Source organism: Natronococcus sp. A-GB7, from assembly GCF_029688865.1.
Classification (GTDB): domain Archaea; phylum Halobacteriota; class Halobacteria; order Halobacteriales; family Natrialbaceae; genus Natronococcus.
Window position 1 is genome coordinate 1 of the sequence record NZ_JARUKV010000029.1, and the last position, 15,855, is coordinate 15,855.

Annotated in this window: 14 protein-coding genes and 1 pseudogene; 8 read left to right on the forward strand and 7 right to left on the reverse strand. The window is 64.7% G+C overall.

The window, feature by feature from the left end; genetic code table 11:
* Window positions 1-33: 33 nt before the first annotated feature.
* The gene (locus tag QA609_RS20500; RefSeq protein ID WP_278304487.1) at window positions 34-1,062 is read left to right on the forward strand and encodes a hypothetical protein; all 1,029 of its coding nucleotides are present in this window, start codon (window positions 34-36) and stop codon (window positions 1,060-1,062) included.
* A 637-nt stretch (window positions 1,063-1,699) separates the two neighbouring features.
* On the forward strand, window positions 1,700-1,888 hold the full coding sequence (locus tag QA609_RS20505; protein ID WP_278304488.1) for a hypothetical protein: 189 nt from the start codon (window positions 1,700-1,702) through the stop codon (window positions 1,886-1,888).
* Between the two features lie 541 nt (window positions 1,889-2,429).
* Here the strand turns inward: QA609_RS20505 and QA609_RS20510 are convergent.
* The gene (locus tag QA609_RS20510) at window positions 2,430-4,235 is read right to left on the reverse strand and encodes a PQQ-binding-like beta-propeller repeat protein (RefSeq protein WP_278304489.1); all 1,806 of its coding nucleotides are present in this window, start codon (window positions 4,233-4,235) and stop codon (window positions 2,430-2,432) included.
* A gap of 410 nt (window positions 4,236-4,645) precedes the next feature.
* Between QA609_RS20510 and QA609_RS20515 the strand changes: the two genes are divergently transcribed.
* From QA609_RS20515 to QA609_RS20525, 3 genes and pseudogenes are all read left to right on the forward strand, one after another.
* Entirely contained in the window at window positions 4,646-6,454 is a 1,809-nt protein-coding gene (locus QA609_RS20515) for an asparagine synthase-related protein (RefSeq protein ID WP_278304490.1), read from the forward strand.
* 238 nt (window positions 6,455-6,692) lie between these two features.
* A pseudogene (locus QA609_RS20520) lies at window positions 6,693-6,815 on the forward strand (glycosyltransferase family A protein); the annotation flags it as partial.
* A gap of 406 nt (window positions 6,816-7,221) precedes the next feature.
* On the forward strand, window positions 7,222-7,494 hold the full coding sequence (locus QA609_RS20525; protein WP_278304491.1) for a HalOD1 output domain-containing protein: 273 nt from the start codon (window positions 7,222-7,224) through the stop codon (window positions 7,492-7,494).
* 49 nt (window positions 7,495-7,543) lie between these two features.
* On the opposite strand, the gene QA609_RS20530 is transcribed toward QA609_RS20525, so the two are convergent.
* Window positions 7,544-7,900: a HalOD1 output domain-containing protein gene (locus QA609_RS20530; RefSeq protein WP_278304492.1), complete on the reverse strand. Its 357-nt coding sequence runs from the start codon at window positions 7,898-7,900 to the stop codon at window positions 7,544-7,546.
* 21 nt (window positions 7,901-7,921) lie between these two features.
* Between QA609_RS20530 and QA609_RS20535 the strand changes: the two genes are divergently transcribed.
* Together QA609_RS20535 and QA609_RS20540 are read left to right on the forward strand one after the other, a co-directional pair.
* Window positions 7,922-8,191 (forward strand): hypothetical protein, encoded by a 270-nt coding sequence (locus QA609_RS20535; protein WP_278304493.1) that lies wholly within the window; start codon window positions 7,922-7,924, stop codon window positions 8,189-8,191.
* Between the two features lie 80 nt (window positions 8,192-8,271).
* The gene (locus tag QA609_RS20540) at window positions 8,272-9,324 is read left to right on the forward strand and encodes a hypothetical protein (protein WP_278304494.1); all 1,053 of its coding nucleotides are present in this window, start codon (window positions 8,272-8,274) and stop codon (window positions 9,322-9,324) included.
* On the opposite strand, the gene QA609_RS20545 is transcribed toward QA609_RS20540, so the two are convergent.
* The 5 genes from QA609_RS20545 to QA609_RS20565 all read right to left on the reverse strand — a co-directional run bounded on the left by QA609_RS20545 (window position 9,312) and on the right by QA609_RS20565 (window position 14,343).
* Entirely contained in the window at window positions 9,312-9,839 is a 528-nt protein-coding gene (locus QA609_RS20545; protein ID WP_278304495.1) for a polysaccharide pyruvyl transferase family protein, read from the reverse strand. The two genes, QA609_RS20540 and QA609_RS20545, sit on opposite strands and share 13 nt — an antisense overlap.
* On the reverse strand, window positions 9,733-10,125 hold the full coding sequence (locus QA609_RS20550) for a hypothetical protein (protein WP_278304496.1): 393 nt from the start codon (window positions 10,123-10,125) through the stop codon (window positions 9,733-9,735). Before QA609_RS20550 ends, QA609_RS20545 begins: the two co-directional genes overlap by 107 nt.
* Before the next feature lie 178 nt (window positions 10,126-10,303).
* Complete coding sequence (locus QA609_RS20555; RefSeq protein ID WP_278304497.1) at window positions 10,304-12,136, reverse strand: PQQ-binding-like beta-propeller repeat protein; 1,833 nt, start codon at window positions 12,134-12,136, stop codon at window positions 10,304-10,306.
* A gap of 216 nt (window positions 12,137-12,352) precedes the next feature.
* Entirely contained in the window at window positions 12,353-14,053 is a 1,701-nt protein-coding gene (ptsP, locus tag QA609_RS20560; protein WP_278304498.1) for a phosphoenolpyruvate--protein phosphotransferase, read from the reverse strand.
* Window positions 14,054-14,055: 2 nt separating this feature from the next.
* Complete coding sequence (locus tag QA609_RS20565) at window positions 14,056-14,343, reverse strand: HPr family phosphocarrier protein (RefSeq protein WP_278304499.1); 288 nt, start codon at window positions 14,341-14,343, stop codon at window positions 14,056-14,058.
* Window positions 14,344-15,174: 831 nt separating this feature from the next.
* Between QA609_RS20565 and QA609_RS20570 the strand changes: the two genes are divergently transcribed.
* Complete coding sequence (locus QA609_RS20570; protein WP_278304500.1) at window positions 15,175-15,849, forward strand: helix-turn-helix domain-containing protein; 675 nt, start codon at window positions 15,175-15,177, stop codon at window positions 15,847-15,849.
* The last annotated feature ends 6 nt before the right edge of the window (window positions 15,850-15,855 follow it).

Genomic DNA, 15,855 nt, shown 5'->3' on the forward strand with positions numbered 1-15,855 from the left:
TATATTTTTTATCTGCGAGTATGTATTGTTTTCATGGATCGGAGAAAGTTCCTAATTGGTGCAACGGGTGCAGCAGCCGTGGTGGCCGGCTGTAGCGACAACGACGAGAACGACGACGACGCGCCCGAGGATGATGGGGTAGCGGACGAAGACAACTCGACGGACACCGACGAAAGTGACGACGTCGGTAACGAGACCGACGACGAGGACGACGGGGAAGACGAGGACGACGAGGACGGGAACGAGACCGACGACGCCGGGGACGAAACCGACGACGAGTACGACAGCGAGGAAACCGACGACGACGAGGAGTTCGAGGGCGAGGAGGCTGACGACGACGACAGCGACGACGGGGACGACGATAGTGTAGACGACGATGAGGACGATAGCGATGATGGTGACGACGATGACGAGGAAGACGAGAGCGACGACGAGGACGGACAAGACGAGGGCGAGGACGAGCTCGATCCGGATGACTACGAGGACGAAATCGCCAACGACAGTCCGCTCGAGGTTGCGGAGTTCGAGGCCGAAGACGGCTGTGAACTGACCGCGAGAATCACCCGACCCGACGGCGAAACCGCCGAAATTCAGTACGATTTCGTCGTCTACTACGGTGACGAGATCATCTCGGAGTCGCGAAACAACGAGTACGAACTCGACGGGAACGACTCGAGTCACGAGCTAACCGCCGTACTGGAGGGTTGCGACGAGGCGACCCACTACGGGTTCGAACTTCACGGCTACGAGGCGATCGACCGCGACGCCGACAACGACATCGACGGACACGTCAGCATGGAGGGTGGAACTGACAACGTCTTTTCGATCCGGTCCCACACGTTCGACGGGCAGAACTGTCAGGTCGAGGTCGAAGTGTACAACGAGACGGACAGCGAGATTACGGGCTTCGTCTGGGTCGGTTTCCGGGGCGACCGCGGCGAACAATCCGAAAACACCGAGATCGAGCTCGAGGCCGGCGACACCGAGACGATCACGTTCGGCGCACAGAACTGCGGCGAGGTTCGAGCCTACCAACTTCGCGGCGACGTTCTCGATCAGTAGCGACGTACCGGAACGGGGCCTTCGACTCGGTGGCACATCGGTCTACGAAGGTGTTTTTGAGGAGATACGAGCTAGAACTCGCGAAGGTTTCGGCTTCGGAACGAGGTCGCGGATGTCTCGACTCCGGAACGAGACTCGAGATCCGGCGACTGAACGAGTATCCGCCATCGAATGCGTTTCTCGGGCGAGTTGCGTCGTTGCTGTGCCGGTGGTGAGTGGACGGAGACGCGTCCGTATACGAGCGTTCGAAAACCCGAGAGGTGGTTGGGGGTGGGTAGCCGGAGATGCATGCGAACGACAGAGCGTCAGCGGCGGGACCCTCCGGCTAATCCTTTGTACAATAATATGGAATAAATACTTTCTGTACTGATGTTATACCGTGGAGGGAGGTTCGGGGTGACCGTCGCGCTCGAAACGAACGCGACGCGGGGTGAACTGCGACGATTCCGACACGGGTGCCGAGAACTCCCGCGTTAGTATGAACCATTTATGTAGTATCCGACGAATGCAATAATCAATAATAGGTAGCTCAGATTCAGATCAGGGGGGTGGGATCGGGGAACGAATCGTCACTGCCGATCTTCCGACGGGATGGCGATACGACCCGGACTGGACGTGGGGGACGGTCGATGCCGTAGTGTACCACGAATCGCTCTTCGACGTTCTCGACGGCACCGACGAGGTAAGCTACGTCGTCGAAATTCGAGAGACGAAACTCCTCCTTCGGCGAATTTGCCGGGACGACGACAACGACGTCGTCGATCGGTTGGATCGAACGGACGAGACCGACGATCTCGAGTCGCTGCTCGAAGCTGTCGAGGTGTAGCGTCGTCGAAAAGGGCTGATGGCCGGGTCGGAGTTCGCGTACTATGGCTGTCGAGCGTATTCCGTCGGCCAGTGTCGACTCCGGAGCGGTTCGATAAATACTTTCTGGCGATTATAAGGTGAACAGAACTGGAGGGTTCCGTCACCGATCGTCGGTTGATGCGTAGTCGCTGCCGGGTCCGCCTCGAAGCGTCGCTGTTCGATCCGAGCTTCGTCTACGAAGCTGTGAGGGGGCGTCCCGAAATATCGGTCCAGTGTTCGGTGCAATCGCAGCGATCGAGTAACAGACGTGGGTGTGTGAAACCGACCGAGATCGGAATCCTCGACCGGTCCGTAGCGAACCGACCTCGAGCGAGCCCACCACGACTCTCGAGTGTCGGGACGCGACGATAGGAACAGGCATCCCACCCGTAGTACCGATCTGCCGATTGACAGTCGGACACTCTACCGTAAATACTTTCGTCAGACATAGTGTCGTCCGATAACAATTAGGTTCGGAAGACCCCCGTTCGGGAAGGGGGCCGACCCGGTCGAGAAACGAGCTACCCCTCGAGATCGTCCTCGGCGGTCGCGCGGCGACGCAGCCACTCGAGGCCGAGCACGCCGCCGGCGATCCCGGCGCCCGTCGTGAACCCGGGCGTTGCCTCGGCGTCGTCGTCCTCCGGTTCGGGGTCGGTATCGTCGGATACGCCGTCCGTCCGCTCGTCGGCATCGTTCGTATCGGTCGTCCCGTCATCGCCTCCAGTGTCGCTGTCGTCGGTTTCGTTCCCATGAGCGTCATTCTCGTCGACGTCGGTATCGGTGACATCGTCGTCCGCAGCGTCGTCGGCTTCACCGCTTGCGGAGTCGTCGGTCACGTTGCCGTCGTCTTCGGCCGGCTCGTACTCGCCGGTCCCGTCGCTCTCACCCCCGTCGGATTCGTCCTCGTCTGCAGGCTCGCCGTCCGTATCGTCGCCCGTCTCGTCGTCGTTGCCCGCTTCGTCACTCTCCTGGTCGTCCCCGTCCGTTTCACTCGATTCCTGCTCGTCGTCGGCGTGCTGGTCACCGCCGTCGCTCTCGTCGTCCTCACCGTCGTTTTCGCCTCCCTCGTCCTCATCGTTGGCGTCGTCCTCCTCGTCAGTTCCTTCCGCCTCCTCCTGTCGGATCGCGACGAGTCCGTTCTCGCCAGTCGTGTAGATCGTGTCTCCGGCGATGGCGTACCACTGGGACGGCCCGCCTTCGTCGACGACCGAGTGGGTGAACTCCCACCGTTCGCTGCCGTCCGCGAGGTCGAGTCCGTACACTGCGCGCTCGTTGTACCCTGGGTAGTACGGAACGACGATCGTCTCCCCGACGATCGACGGGTTCCGCCAGCCGGCTGTCCCGCCGACCTGTTCCCAGTCTTCGCCCCGCTCGTAGTTGCGGACTCGAAGCGCGTCGGGGCTAGCGGCGACCCGCGCTTCGGCGGTCACAGCGGGCGTGAACACGTTCGGAACCGCGTCAAGTCGCTCACCGGTCGCCGCATCGACGATCGGAAAGTCGTCTTCCGGACTTCCGCTGACGTACACTCGTTCGTCGGTCGCCGCGATCCCGGAAAACGAGAGTCCGCGATAGTCGTCTCGCCAGTGAGTCCACGCGGTCTGGCCGTCACCGACGTCGAAGGCGGCGAATCCCGGTTCGTCGGCGACCGCGTACACGAGCCCGTTTGCGACGGCCACGGGCGCGGACCCAAACGAGGCGGTTTCGGTCTGCGGCTCCGTCTCGGCCTCGCCGTCCTCGAGTTCGACCGTCTCCCGGCTCCAGCGCACCGAGCCGTCAGCCAGGTCGAACGCGAACAGCGACTCCTCGGCGACGACGTAGACCGTTCCGTCGGCGACGGTCGGGCTCGTCACCGCCGGTTCGTGGTCGTTCGCTGTGTCGTCGAACGTCTCGCTCCAGCGCACCTCGCCGGTGTCCGCCTCGAGCGCGCTCAGTTCCGCTCCGCCGACGACGACGCTATCGCCGACGACCGCCGGCGTGCCATCGGCATCGATCTCCTCGCTTTCCCACAGTACGGATCCGTCGGCATCCTCGAGCGCGTGGACCGCCCCTCCCGTTCGAAGGTAGACCGTCCCGTCGACGATCGCGGCCCGGCCGCTCTCGTCGTACTCCCACGCGACCGCTTCCGGCTCGGGGAACGAGCCCTCGGACGGAACGTACGCGGTGTTTCCCGCCGTGCCCCGGTAGGAAGACCAGCCCGCGGGCTCCCCGGTTGACGACCCGTCCCTTCCGTCGGTTTCCGCGACGCCGCTCTCCGTCGTCGTGATGGCGGTCCCGGTCGAAATCGCTGCTCCCGCCGCCAGTACGGACCGCCGCCTCCAACCCGACATGTCTGTCTCAGGTGTTATCGGAGACCTATATAGATCCCGTGCTTGCCACACTCGTCTCGTTACCGGCATCCTCGACGGAATTTGCGAGGACAGCGATCAGGAAGTGAAACCTCGAGGATACGAGCCCCGAGATGCTGCTCGCCGCCTCACGAACTACCTCGAGTACGACGCTGACAGCGACGTGTAGTCGATCGAGGAACACGGTACGCCGAAGGCGTGGTTCTACACGTAGTCCAAGCTGACTTTCTCACCGCATACAGTAGTAGCTATATTTAAATCATATAAGCTACCGTTTAATACCGAGTTAGCTATAAAACCATCACAAAAGATGAGTCACGAGCGCTGCACGAGCGTCCAGCCAGTCGTTTATCTGCTGTATAATAATCCGCCGTATTCGACGAACACAGTGTATGCCAGGAGTCACAGTCGCCCAGGAGGTAGACGATCCCGACGCTGTCGACGATGCTCTCCAATCGGTCTGTTTCGATGAGCGATATACGCGGCAGTACGCTATCGAGGACGGCGATCGAATCGTCGCACACACCGGGTACGAGGAGTATCCGACAGCGGTCTTCGAGACCGACGACTACACGATCGTGCTCGAGGGTCATCTCTACGGGACTGCGGATATCGAAGCGGCGGTAACGGACGCGGCTAGCTTGGTCGCAGAGGGACGACACGCGGCGCTCGAAGAGTGGGTCGCCGAGCGAGACGGCGACTTTCTGTTAGTAATCGTCGACCGAGCTGACGGAACGATGTGGGCCTTGAACGACGCGTTCGGTCGCCTCCCAACGTACCGTGCGACCATCGACGGAACGACGGTCGTCACGCGCGAACTCAAGTTCGTTCGCCAACTGGCCCGGGACCACGGCGACGATCTGACACCAGACGAAGTTGCGCTCGGACAGATGCTGTTGTTCGGGTATCCGCTCGGTACTCGAACCCTGTTCGACGAGGTCGAGCAACTGCCGCCGGGATCGGTTCTCGAGATCGACAGCGGAACGATCGACTCGACCCACGAGTTCCGGTTCGACCGCCATCCGAACGCGAATCAGTCAGTCGACGAAAACGCTCGAGCTCTCCGAGACGAGTTCGTTCAAGCCTGTGAAAACCGTGCCAGCGTTGTCGACGAGACGGTCGTTTCCCTGAGCGGCGGACTCGATTCCCGAGCGGTCATCGCGGGCTATACACACACTGATGGAACGCTACTGGCGGCGACGTCGGCACGGAAGGACGGCGGCAACACCGCCGAGGTCGACGTCGCCAGACAGGTCGCGAACGCACTCGACGTTCCCTGGCAGTCCTACGTCGCCGACAGGACCGACTATCACCGCGAGCGGCTGCTCGAAATGTGCCAGGGAATGAACAACCTGGGGATGTCGCTCGGTCTCGACTTCGCCGATCAAGTATCGTCGGATCACCCGTCAGCTGCCTTCGTAACCGGTGATGGCGGGGACAAGGCTCTCCCCGACCTCACACCGTCGAAGGACGTCGACTCGATGAACGACCTCGTGAGGACGATCGTCGAGTCTCAGGAAGTGTTTTCCCTCGAGGAGGTGACCGAGATCGTCAACGTCGACCGAGACACGCTTCTCAGTTCGGTTCAGGAACGGTTCCACTCGTACCCCGAGTCGACCCTCGAGGCGAAATACGTCCACTTCCTCGTTCGTGAGCGCGGAATCAACGCGCTCAACCACGGCGAAGACCGGACCCGGTACTATCTCTGGTCGACGACTCCGTTCTACTCGCTTCCGTTCTTTACGCAAGCGATGGCGTGTCCGCCCGAGCAGAAACAGGGCACCGATCTCTACCAGAAGTTCCTTGCCGAGCTTTCTCCGGTCACGCTCGAGATCGACTACGTCGACTTCGGGGCGCCGCCGAACTCCCTGACCTACCGCTTCAAGAAGCTCGGATACGATTGGATCTCCGGACATCCCGAACTCAAAGACCGTGTCTTCGGGTTACTAGGGAAGGGTACAACGGGTGCCGACAGTCCACCACTCGCCCTCGTCGAGGCGACGAGCGACCCGTCCGCACTCGGTGAGCACTTCTCGAGCGAAGCTGTACAGCGCATCACCTGGTCGAGCGGTGCGTACAGCGCCAATCACCAGTACTATCTCCTGACACTCATTGCCGCGACGGCGACCGATCGCAGCGAGCGTTCACCGGAATCGGACGGTGAGGAGTCGGATCGCGTCTCTGTTTCGTACCAGTCGTGAACTACCCTACCCTACCGCTCGCCTGACGGCTCGCGCTTGAGGGAAGGGCTTCCTGTTTCAACGACAGGCGTTGTAGATACGAACGTATCCACAGGGAGCGCAGTCTTCACAGGCGTTAACGAATCGCGAAGCGATTCGTTCGTACACCAGAAATCTTCGATTTCTGGGGACGTTGATTCGGAGTGTCCCACTCCTATCTGCTTGACGGGACTCGCGCCCGAACCTGCTTACTCTGGTCACCGAATCCGAGATCCAGAGTTCGTACGCGGCCCGAAACGCCGGCGTCCGGGCCGCCGATTCCGAGAGCGAGATTCTCGCCTTCCTCGACGCCGATACGACCGTCGAGGACGACTGGCTCGAGCGGGAGGGACGGCTGACGGTTCTGGCCTGGCTGCGCGGCGAGATCGCCGTCGACGTCGGTCGGGACGGCGAACTGTTTCTGGTGTGTGGTAAACACCGCTTCACGGTCGCCTCGTTGCTCGGCGTGAGCCATGTCCCGGTGTTGTTCCTGACTCGACACCCCGACTGGATGGCCCACGGGGATCGCGTCGCCGATGGAGAGGCCACCGCCGAAGCGCATCCCGACCTTCGAGCGCTTCGTGGAAGGGGTCTCCCCCACTGAGCCGGTGGGAGACGCGGTCGGAGTATCCTACTGGGTTCCTCGCTGCGGACGAGAGTGGAGTGGGGACAGTAGTAAGCAGTTACCGTCGCCGACGGTTCAACATCATGGTCAAGTAATATCAGTGCGGACGGTGGAAGGGAGTGCAATGACTGAGGCACGGATCTCCGATGGGTGCACCACGGCGGAACGCACGACGAAACGGGAGCTCACGACGGACGTGGTCTACACGGTCGCGGACGTCTCGGATACGGACCCCGTCGACCTCCCACCGCTCTACGACGTGATCGACACCGATGCGCTGAACGACCTCGTCGCCGGGAGCTACGATGGAGCGCTTCGGACGATCTCCTTCCAGTACTGCGGCTACACCGTCACGGTTACCGGCGACGGCGATATCAGCGTGGCCTCGACCGCCTGAGGTCGGCGTCCGACCCACGCGTCGCCTGACGCGAGGAACTCCGACGCGCTTACGAAAGGTCGATCTCGGCCGGCTCGCAGATCTGGATCCAGCTGTCGCTCCTGACCTTCACGAGGTAGTCCGCGTAGCGAAACTCGACGACTCCCGTTCCCCGTCGGGGTCCGTCCTCCGGATTGGACCCGAAGAACGCGTTCTCGATGGCCGCCACGTCGACCGACTCGTACAGCGGCGGTGACGTCACCTCGTTCGGGGAGACGTCCTCGGCTTCTGCGACGGCGAACACGATCGCCGTCGTGAGCTCGCCGTCTCGAGCGGGATCGTAGTGTCGCTGTGTAACCTGCCGCCAGCGAGTGTTCTGCTCGAGGGTCGACTCGTCCCGTTCGGCCCCGCTACCGTTGTTCGTCATCGTTCATCTCTCCTCGTGCGTGTGTCTCTTGATTCGAGTCCAGCGTTCCTCGACGGCCACCACCAGAAGGACGCGACGCTCGAGTACTTCGATGCGCTGTACGACGTCGCGAACGAGAACGCCACCGTCGTCTTCGACGACGTGAACGGCTACTCGTCGGGGATGGACGAGGCGTGGAACGAGATCAGCGCCGATCCGCGGGTCGATCTCTCGGTGCTAACGGACAGGATCGGGTTCGCCATGGTAAAGTCGAGCATTTCGGAGCCAGAGCGGCTTTCGCTGCCGTACTGAACCGAACGGAGTGGTCGGGGCCACGCGGAACTCCCTCGCGACCGTCGTTCATGATAACCGTTTAGTTACGGTCTTACTGTATGTCCAGTACCAATGAACGACGAGTGTCCGAACGGCGGAAGCGGGGCCGACGCGAACTCCGGGGACGAACGGTGACCAGCTGTGAGACACCCGTCGTCCTGTTGCTCTACAACCGACCGGATACGACTGCACAAGTGGTCGAACGGCTCGCGGCGGTCGAACCCGAAACGGTCTACGTCGTCGCCGACGGGCCGGTCGACGCCGAGGACGCCGAGCGCTGTCGGGCCGCGCGCGCCGTCGTCGAGGAGGGGATCGACTGGCCCTGCGAGCTCCACCGCCGGTACCGCGATCGCAACCACGGCGTCTCGAGCATCGCCAAGGGGCTCGACTGGGTGTTCGGACGCGAACGGGAGGCGATCGTCCTCGAGGACGACTGCGTGCCCAACGATTCGTTTTTCGCGTTCTGCGAGGCGATGCTCGAGCGCTACCGGGACGACGAGCGGATCATGTCGGTCAACGGGACGAACCGCCTCGAGAGCTGGAAGGACGACCGCCAGGACTACCACTTCGTCACCTACCAGGGCGTGTGGGGGTGGGCGACCTGGCGGCGCGCCTGGAGAGCGTACGACCAAGAGATGCAGAAGTGGACCGACCCGGAGGTCAGGGACCGCGTTCGGGACGTCATCTGCGACGACGAGCAGTTCGCCTACCGGTACGAGCGGTTCCAGAAACGGTACGAGGGCAACTCCGTCGCCTGGAGCAAACCCTGGCGCTTCGCGATCACGGTCAACAACGGGCTCTCGGTGGTTCCCTCGAAAAACCTCGTCTCGAACGTCGGGTTCGACGAGCGCGGCATTCACACGACCGATCCGGACTCCGACCTCGCCGAGATCCCGCGGTACGAACACTCGCCGTGGTACGAGGGGCCGGGACACGTCATGCCCGACCGCCAGTACGAACGGCGGTACTTCGAGCGCTTCGAGCGGACGACCGAGCGGGAGGAAGCGGTCGAACGGGGCGTTCGGCACGCGAAGGGCGTCGGCGCCCGGGTGCTTCCGGAGGGAGTGAAGAACGTGCTGAAACGCCGATTCGGGCTGGGCTACTCGACGTAACGGACGTTTCGCCGCGCGACGTCGGCGAGTTCGCGGCTGCGCTCGGCGAGTTCCTCGCGACGATCCTCTCCCTCCTCGGCGTACGAGCCCGCGAGTTCGACGATCGACTCGACGTGTTCGTGGAGTTCGAGGGCATCGAACGTCGGCGCGTCGAGACCGACCTGTTCGATCACCCCCATCGTTTTGTGAGTGTTCGCCGTCAACGTGACGATCGGCGTCCCGCCGACGAGCGCGTAGATGCTCGGATGCCACCGCCCGCTGACGTAGAGGTCGGTCTGCGAGAGGACGTCGATCGCCTGTCGAACCGGGGTGTGGGGCCCGATCAGCGGGTAGCCGTGGCGCTCGGCGATCGGGCGGAACAGCTCGGCGTCGCTCGAGCAGGACGCGGTCAGGACGACGGGTGCGATCTCATCCTCGAGACGCGCACAGAGCTCCTCGAAGGCCGGCTCGGGATCGTACGCGGGGGAGCTTTGTGTCCGGATCGGGACGGTCCCAGTCGCCGTCGCGAACGGCACCGAACAGGCGCTCCTTGCCATCCCAGGGCGGGTACTCGCGTATCGTCGTGTGCGTGATTCGTGACGGGTCGACGGACGCGATCCCGAACGGATCGAGCGGTGCGGCGTACTCGTCCGTGTCGAACGTCATCGCCCGCCTGTAGTACCGGCGTCCGAGTCGCCAGCGGACCGATTCGGGACAGGCCTCCCGTCCGAACACCGCGTAGCCGAGCCCGCGGACCGACAGCCACCGCAGTCCGTCACGTCGGAACGTCCGATACCCCCGCCGGAGCGGCGACTCACTCATCACGCGCCGTTCGTCCGCACACCGACAAGAGTCTTGAGGAGCGACCAGTTTCCGAACTACCACGTTCGACCCGTCTCGCCCCGTTTGCCGTCGTGTCCGGAACGCGTTGAACTCGAGAGGGAGCCCCGTCGACGGTTCCTCGACGGTTCGGTCCCGGAAACCGCTCGAGCCAGGACGGTCAGTCCTCGGACTCTCCTTCGGCGTTCGCACGGCGGCGGAGCCACTCGAGGCCGAGCGCGCCGCCGGCGATTCCGGCACCCGCAGTGAATCCCGGCATTCCCTCGGGGCCGTCCTCGAGGTCGGCGGCGTCGCCATCCGCGTCGTCGGACTCGGCGTCGGCTGCGTCGTCCGTGTCGTCATCGTCGGACTCGAGGACGTCATCGGTGGCGCCCTCGGGCTCGTCGGTCGACTCCGGTTCGGCCTCGCTCTCGGTAGTCGCGTCGTCGGTGCCGTCGTCGACGGTTTCAGTGTCGTCCTCGGTTTCGTTGTCCCCGGATCGCTCGTCGTCCGCATCTGCCGCCCCGTCACCGGTTCCGTCTGGCTCCTCGCTTGCACCTTCGTCGGTGCTGTCCATCTCGTCCCCATCTGCGTCGTCACTGTCCGTCTCCCCGCCGTCGGATCGGCGGTCGGTTCCGTCGTCCCGATCCCGGTCGCTCCCGTCGCCCTCGCTCTCGTCTTCAGTGCCGTCGTCACCGGTTCGATTGGATCCGTCGTCCTCGCTACTGCTGTCGTCCTCGCTGCCGTCGTCGTCAGTTCGGTCGGATCCGTCGCTCTCGCTACTGCTGTCGTCTCGGCTATCGCTCCCGTCGTCGTCCCGGTCGCCGTCGTCACCGTCGTCCGTCCCGGACCGGTCCCGAAGCGCGACGAGGGCGCCGTCGCTGGCGACGTAGATCGCGTCCTCGGTGATCGCCCGAATCGGTCCGAGCGGCCCCTCGCTCCCGTCGACCGACCACCGTTCGCTGCCGTCCCGTTCGTCCAGCGCGACGAGCCGTCGACCGTCGTCGTCGCCGACAACGGCGTAGACCGTCTCACCGGCGACGGCGGCCCGTCCGTGGGTGGTCGTCGCCTCGAGGATCCACTCGGTCTCGCCGTCCTCGAGCGAGCGACCGCGGTACGCGTCGTCCGTCCGGGTAACGGCTACCGACTCGCCCATCGCGACCTCGCCCGAAGCTCCGGACGCCGTCCCGAGGACGGCGCCCGTCTGTGCGTCGTAGTGCCGTCGATCTCCGTCTACACCGCCCGCGGAGATGACGGCGGTCGCGTTCCCCTGGATCGTCGGGCCGCGAGCGGAGCCATCGGACTCGCGGCGCCAGACCTCCTCGCCGGTGTCGGGATCGTACGCGAGCATCGTCCTCTCGGTCGCGGCGTACACGACGCCGTTCGCTGCCGCGGTTCCGGCGACGAACCCACTCTCGTCGCCGTCCTCGTCTATCGAGGCGACGTCCCACCGGACCGAGCCGTCCTCGGGCTCGAGCGCGTACAGCACCCCGTTGACGACGACGTAGACGCCGCCGTACGCGACCGTCTGCCAGGCGGCCGCCTCGTCCGTCCCGAAGTCCGTTCGCCAGCGGACGCGACCGTTCGATCGGTCCAGCGCGACGACCTCCGTTCCGGTGAGGAACACCCGCTCGCCGTCGACCGAGGGGGCGGTCGCCGCGACGTCGGGGTTCTCCCAGACGAGCGCCCCATCCGCCGCGTCGAGCGCGACGACGCCGTCGTCGATCGTCGCGTACACGGTCCCGTCCGCGACGGCGATCTCGTCGTGGTGGTCGATCGACCAGTTCGCCTCGAGCGTCCCGCCCTCGAACACGGGGCCGTCCGCGACGTACCGGGCGTGTCCGGCGTCGCCGCGGTGTGACGGCCAGCCCCCGACCAGATCCGGGGTCGCCTCGATATCGGGATCCGGGAGCGCCTCGTCCCGATCACCGCCGACGGCTCCTGCGGAGGCGACCGTCCCCGCCGGGAGCGCCGCAACCGCCGTCAGTACCGATCGCCGGCTCCAATCGCTCATACGCCCCCATGTTATGTAGCCTACAAATACTTTCAGGCCATATTTTATTATTTAGCTGAGGATTCGGCCGACGCGACAAACCGGTACGGGCGAAGGGACGACACGTCGCTTTCCGGGACCGGAGGGCGGTCTTCGAAAACGAGAGGCGGCGATCGAAAATCGATCCGCGACCCACCGAGGAGCGGCCAGGGGCGTGCGATACCGATCGGACGGGACTCACCGATCCGCGGCTTCGGATTCGATGCGTTCGATAGCCTGTGCGCAGGTTGCCGCCTCGAGCGCGCCCGACGCGCGCTCGGCCGCGTCCTCGGCGTCGACAGCCTGGACGGCGGCTTTGACCTCCGGAACGGTGACCGCGCTCATGCTGAGTTCGTCGAGACCCAGTCCGACGAGGAGGTCGGTCAGCTCGGGATCCCCGGCCATCTCCCCGCACATGCCGATCCAGGCGCCGTGCTCGTGGGCCGCCTCGACAGTTCGGGCGATGGCTCGCAACACGGCGGGGTGGCGCGGCTCCCGGAGCTCGGCGACGCGCTCGTTCTCGCGCGCTGCAGCCATGACGTACTGGGTGAGGTCGTTCGTCCCGATGCTGAAGAAGTCGACTTGGTCGGCGAGTTCGGGGGCAGTAAAGACGGCCCCGGGCGTTTCGATCATGACGCCGAGCTCGGGGATCGCGTAGTCGACACCCTCCTCGTCGAGCGCGTCGGCGATCGCGCTCACGGTCTCGAGCGCGTCGGTCAGCTCCTCCGGCGTCGTGACGAGAGGAAACATGACCGCCAGCTGCCCCTCCCCGTCGGCGGCCGCCCGGAGCAGCGCCCGGAGCTGGGTCTCGAAGAGGTCGGCGTCCGGGCCGAGCGAGCGCCGGATGCCGCGCTGGCCCAGGAACGGGTTCTCCTCTTCGGGCAGCTCGAGGTAGGGGATCGGCTTGTCGCCGCCGACGTCGAGGGTGCGGACGACGACGCGGCCCTCGGGGAACGCCTCGAGCGCCTCGAGATACGCCTCGTACTGCTCGTCCTCGTCGGGGGGTGCCTCGCGGTCGAGAAAGAGGAACTCGGTCCGGTAGAGCCCGACACCGTCGGCCCCCTGGGCCTTCGCCCCCTCGAGTTCGGCGGGTCGGCCGACGTTCGCGGCGACCTCGATCTCGGTACCGTCGGCGGTCGTCACCGGCCTCTCGCGGATCTCGACGTCGTGGGTGGCGCGTGCGGCCTCGCGGCGCTCGTCCCTCGGCTCGACGACCAGTTCGCCCGCCTCGCCGTCGACGACGACCGTCGCGCCCTCGGCGACGTCGTGGAGGTCGTCGCCAACGCTGACGACAGCTGGGAGCGCGAGCGACCGGGCGAAGATCGCGGCGTGGGACGTTCGCCCTCCGGTAACGGTGGCGAACCCGGCGACGCGGTCGGGATCCAGCCGGGCGGTGTCGCTCGGCGTAAGCCGCTCGGCGAGGACGACCGCCCCCTCGGGTAGCTCGCCGAGATCGATCCGATCGCTGCCGGCGAGGACCCGAACGAGCCGATCGCGGACGTCCCGGAGGTCGTCGGCTCGCTCCGCCGTGCGTCCGCCCATCCCCTCGAACTGTTCGATCGGATCGGCGAAGGCTCGCTGGACGGCGTGCTCGGCAGGCAGCCCGTCTGCGATCGCGTCTTCGACGCCGTCCTCGATCTGCGGATCCGCGAGGAACTGGAGGTGCGCGTCGAAAATCTCGGCTTCCTGTTCGCCGACGCGCTCGGCGGTGCGCTCACGTTCGGCCTCGAGTTCGCTCCGGGCGGTCTCCCGTGCGTCCGCGAACCGTCGGCGTTCGGCCTCGGGGTCGACGTCCGCCTCGTCGGGGTTGGGACGGTCGGCGTCCGGGCTGTACCAGACGACCGTGCCGACGCCCGAGCGCGGCGTCGCACCGGTGCCCGTGAGCGTGCGTTCGGTCATCGTCACTCCTCAGCGTCAGCGGGTTCGTCCTCGGGGGCAGTCAGGACGCGCTCGAGGGCGTCCAGCGCCGCCTCCTCGTCGGGGCCGTCCGCGATGAGCCGGACGTCCTCGCCGGATTCGGCACCGAGGCTCGTCACCGCGATCATGCTACCCGCGGCGATCGGGTCGTCGTCGCCGTACGCGATCTGTACGTCCGAGTCGTGCTCGTTGACCGTCTGGACGAACCTCGCGGCCGGACGGGCGTGCAGTCCCGCCTCGGGGACGATCGTCACGGTTCGTTCGCTGCTCATGTCGGCACCTCCCTCGGCACGGCCCGACCCCGAACCGTCCGCGGATCCGGCCGTTCCGGAACGTCGTCGAACGCGTCGAGCCCGTGATCGTGTCTAACGGTGGTTGCCCTCTCGCCCCGTACGAACGGTATCTCGGTTGGTTGTCGCATTCGATGGAACGGAGTACGCAGTCGGGCTAAACAGTATCGTCTGTACCCGTTTCGTACCGAACCACCCGCGGTGGACTCCCGATCAGCCGCCACCTGTGTTCGTCGATTCGTCCGAGCGAAAGAAGTGTTGAACCATCGATAGGTTACTCGATGGAACGTGCTCACAGTCCTCGTGGCAGGCTTCCTGCTCGTGACGGCAGTAGCCGTCTTCTTCCTGCCGAACTGGGCTATCGGTAGATGGCAATCCGACGGTCGGAACGACCGCACGGAGTCGCGGTGACGGGGCGCATCGGGCCCCCGCTACCGAACGGGAGGCCGGGGACTCAGTCCTCGAGCCGAAGATCCGATTCGGCGACACCCCTGACGCGGGAGCGCTCGTTCGGCCGGCCACGGTCATCCCGATACCGACTGAATCCCGGTCATCAGCGCCCATCGTAACCCTCAGCTGTCATACTCTGCACAGAATGTGCTACTTCACAGCATACGACGTACCGAAAGCGAACGCAAGACGGCTCGGGACGTCACCTGTGTAACCCGGGACGAGGGCCCGGGTCAGCATCGGTGCCGATCCTCTCAAATACCCAGCATGAGACTCATACTATAATAACACATTCACTACTACGGCTCCCAATTAGTTTGGAAACGGGACTATGCCGGTTCACGCTCTTGGTAGAAGCAACTCATGACCTCGATCGTCAATCTCGAGATTTCGGGCGACGGGACCGGGCTGGCGGAACTGTTCGACGCCGTTCCGTCGCTCACCTGCGAAGCGGAGGCCGCTATCGTCTCGAACGGGTACGATCTGTGGCTCTCCGGATCGTCCCGGTCGGAGCTCGAGGCAGGCCTCGAAGCGGCCTCGCCGATCGAGGAGTACGCACTGGTCAACGGCAGCGAGGAGGAGTGGCTGTACAACGTCCGGTTCAGTTCGGAGACCACCGATCTCTTCGAACTGGTCCTCGAGGAGGGCGGCACCATCCTCGACGCGTCGGCCGTCGACGGCTCGTGGGTCCTCAATATTCGGGTCCAGGATCGAAGCGACGCGAGTTCGATCTACGACGAACTGGAGGACCGCGAGCTCGAACCGACGATCATCCGCCTCTACGAGACCAACGACGGTAATCGCTCGCAGGCCGGGCTCACGGAGCGACAGTACGAGACCCTGGTCGCGGCCGCGAACCACGGCTACTTCGAGATCCCGCGAGAGGTTTCGATGCAGGAGCTCTCCGAGGAGCTCGAGGTCTCCCACCAGGCGCTCTCCGAGCGACTCCGCCGCGCGTACCGATCGCTGGTCACCTCGGAACTCGACGTCACGACGGAGGAAGCAGAGCCCACGCCTTCTTCGACGCTTTCGGACTAACCGCCG

Excerpts from the sequence above, each read along its gene's own strand:
- QA609_RS20500 (WP_278304487.1), top strand. The coding sequence starts at position 34 with ATGGATCGGAGAAAGTTCCTAATTGGTGCAACGGGTGCAGCAGCCGTG.
- QA609_RS20510 (WP_278304489.1), bottom strand. The coding sequence starts at position 4,235 with ATGTCGGGTTGGAGGCGGCGGTCCGTACTGGCGGCGGGAGCAGCGATT.
- QA609_RS20515 (WP_278304490.1), top strand. The coding sequence starts at position 4,646 with ATGCCAGGAGTCACAGTCGCCCAGGAGGTAGACGATCCCGACGCTGTC.
- QA609_RS20525 (WP_278304491.1), top strand. The coding sequence starts at position 7,222 with ATGACTGAGGCACGGATCTCCGATGGGTGCACCACGGCGGAACGCACG.
- QA609_RS20530 (WP_278304492.1), bottom strand. The coding sequence starts at position 7,900 with ATGACGAACAACGGTAGCGGGGCCGAACGGGACGAGTCGACCCTCGAG.
- QA609_RS20540 (WP_278304494.1), top strand. The coding sequence starts at position 8,272 with ATGTCCAGTACCAATGAACGACGAGTGTCCGAACGGCGGAAGCGGGGC.
- QA609_RS20550 (WP_278304496.1), bottom strand. The coding sequence starts at position 10,125 with ATGAGTGAGTCGCCGCTCCGGCGGGGGTATCGGACGTTCCGACGTGAC.
- QA609_RS20555 (WP_278304497.1), bottom strand. The coding sequence starts at position 12,136 with ATGAGCGATTGGAGCCGGCGATCGGTACTGACGGCGGTTGCGGCGCTC.
- ptsP (WP_278304498.1), bottom strand. The coding sequence starts at position 14,053 with ATGACCGAACGCACGCTCACGGGCACCGGTGCGACGCCGCGCTCGGGC.
- QA609_RS20565 (WP_278304499.1), bottom strand. The coding sequence starts at position 14,343 with ATGAGCAGCGAACGAACCGTGACGATCGTCCCCGAGGCGGGACTGCAC.
- QA609_RS20570 (WP_278304500.1), top strand. The coding sequence starts at position 15,175 with ATGACCTCGATCGTCAATCTCGAGATTTCGGGCGACGGGACCGGGCTG.